This is a genomic window from Pantoea pleuroti (assembly GCF_014156615.1).
Lineage (GTDB): Bacteria > Pseudomonadota > Gammaproteobacteria > Enterobacterales > Enterobacteriaceae > Pantoea > Pantoea agglomerans.
This window is the reverse complement of the sequence record NZ_SBFD01000021.1, coordinates 1-2,112: the sequence shown is the minus strand read 5'-3', so window position 1 is coordinate 2,112 and position 2,112 is coordinate 1. Positions and strand designations below refer to the sequence as shown.

At 49.6% G+C, this 2,112-nt stretch carries 3 protein-coding genes; 2 read left to right on the top strand and 1 reads right to left on the bottom strand.

Annotated features, from left to right (window positions below):
• Together EPG66_RS22750 and EPG66_RS22745 are read left to right on the top strand one after the other, a co-directional pair.
• The coding region (locus tag EPG66_RS22750) for a VENN motif pre-toxin domain-containing protein (RefSeq protein ID WP_425497032.1) at nucleotides 1–1,117 on the top strand (1,117 nt) is incomplete at its 5' end.
• A 15-nt stretch (nucleotides 1,118–1,132) separates the two neighbouring features.
• Nucleotides 1,133–1,381, top strand: coding sequence for a hypothetical protein (locus EPG66_RS22745; protein WP_182688176.1), 249 nt, complete (start codon nucleotides 1,133–1,135; stop codon nucleotides 1,379–1,381).
• A gap of 102 nt (nucleotides 1,382–1,483) precedes the next feature.
• Here EPG66_RS22745 and EPG66_RS22740 read toward each other — a convergent pair whose 3' ends face one another.
• Nucleotides 1,484–1,720 carry a SymE family type I addiction module toxin gene (locus EPG66_RS22740; RefSeq protein WP_182688175.1) on the bottom strand — a complete coding sequence of 79 codons (237 nt, stop codon included), beginning with the start codon at nucleotides 1,718–1,720 and terminating at the stop codon, nucleotides 1,484–1,486.
• Nucleotides 1,721–2,112 lie beyond the last annotated feature (392 nt).

Genomic DNA, 2,112 nt, shown 5'->3' with positions numbered 1-2,112 from the left:
CGTCCTGGCTAACACCATGGCGCACGCGGTTGCGGGTGCCGTACTGGCGCAGCTGGCGGGCAACAACGCAACAGCGGGTGCAGCCGGTGCTGCGGGTGGCGAGCTGATGGCCAGAGCTATCCTCAGCTCAATGTATCCCGGCAAGCAGGCCAGCGAACTGACGCAGGATGAGAAGCAGGTTGTCAGCGCACTCGGCCAGCTGGCTGCGCAATTGTCGGCGGGAGTGGCTTCTGGTTCTGTTGAAGGTGGCATTCAGGGCGCGGTGGCTGGAAAGAATGCTGTTGAGAATAACTTCCTGGGCGCGACCTCTTCGGAAAAACTCGATAAAGCCGTAGAGAAAATAAAACAGGGTGATAAGTCACTGGCGGCGGCAAATGAGCTGATAAAGCTGGAAAATGCCGATAGACGCAGTGATGCACTGGTCTCGAAATTCACCAAAGACCCGTCGCAGATGAACAGCACCGAGCGGGCGGAACTGGCAGGTTATCTGCGCGTTTACGCCTCTGAAATGGAGCAAGAATACGGTTCCGTCGTCTCGCAGGAACTGGTTAAAGGATTGCTGTCAGGGCAGGACTACATTAAACGCGCTCCTGACTCTGAAGCGATGTCTAAAGCTCAGAGCATTATGAATACTTGGGGCTACCATAAATCAAATGCTAGCATTGGTGATGCTCCTATGTTATTTGGGGGAAGTGTGTTGGGTCTTACCGTGAAAGGTATGGCGGCTAATGCAGCAATCGGTGTGGGAGTTAATGCTGGCGTTCAGCTTGCCGGAAAAGATCCGTTCAGTTACGTCGATGTCATTATGGCGGGAGTCACAGCAGCCGCGACAACCGGGAAGGGCATTATAGTTTCAACCCCTGTCAATGTGGGCGGCGCAGTGGTTGGGAGCGTGATAAAAGGGGAAGATCCTACAAGTTCAGCCATTGCCGCTGGAGCTGGCTCCATAATTGGCGGAGTGGCCGGAAAGGTTGCTACAGAACAGTTGAAACCTGTGATCAAAGAAGGAAGTGCAGAAATTATAGGGACAGTTACAGGTGGAACTGTGAGCGAGATTACAGGAAAAAATGTACAAGATGCTCTGAATAATGCAGGTGGCAAAAATGGAAAAAATTAATATCAAGGATCTATAATGGAAAAAATTAATATCAAGGATCTATTTATATTGATTTTTTATTGTATGTGCATTCTTTGTTGCGCTGTAATGCTCGGATATTTAATAGCGCCTACGATAATCTATTTTAAAGTAGGTATATTCAATATCGACTGGGGAATAGTTCTGCCTAATACTTTTAAAAAAGGCTGTGTCGGAGGAACAATACTCGGTGTCGGTATTTGGCTCAAAGGCAAGTTAAGAGAACGGCAGGGCAACAAAGAATAGACTAAATGAAAAAATCCCAGCCATCGTAAAATGCACCCCAAAAGCTGGATGTCCAGCTTAGTAAGGTGTGATCCTCCGAGCCGAGCCGGGATTTTGTACCTGTCATTCAGCCACTGGCCGAATCACAAGCTGCCCGTGCTCTACCGCCACGGTCACCGGGGTATCAGTCGCAAACCCCGCCTCTTCCAGCCAGTTGCCCTTTAGATTAAGGCTGGGGCAGCGGCTGTAATAGGTGGTCATATCATTACGATCAGCGTGACGGATACTGGTATATCCCACCTTCAGCCGCCGTAACGCTTTGGAAATACTCACTTCTGGCTTAATATCTTGCGCAGCCATGATCAACTCCTCGTTAGTTGCTTGTGGTCAGCGGCTGAAATGGGGGCCAACCCGCTTCAGCCGCGCTAAAAATCGCTCGTTACGCTCTTCCTGTTCCGTTTTTAACCTGTTTAAATATACACCTTCTGCTGCATAAACTCGCTGAAAGCCAGGGAATTAACTGCGAGTCATCTCTGTAAAACGAATTATTTTTTCCGAGCAGTATTACACTTATCCCTTCTTCCTGAAATGCTTCAGCGCGAGGAAAAAAATCAGGCCTGATCGGCAGCTATTCTATCGCAGCCGTGACGGGCGTGCTGGGTGGCCTTGGCGCAGGTAACATCGGTGCAGCAGCAGGTGGAATGGCGCCTTACATCGCCAATAAAATTAAGCAAGCTACCAGCAAAGTTGTC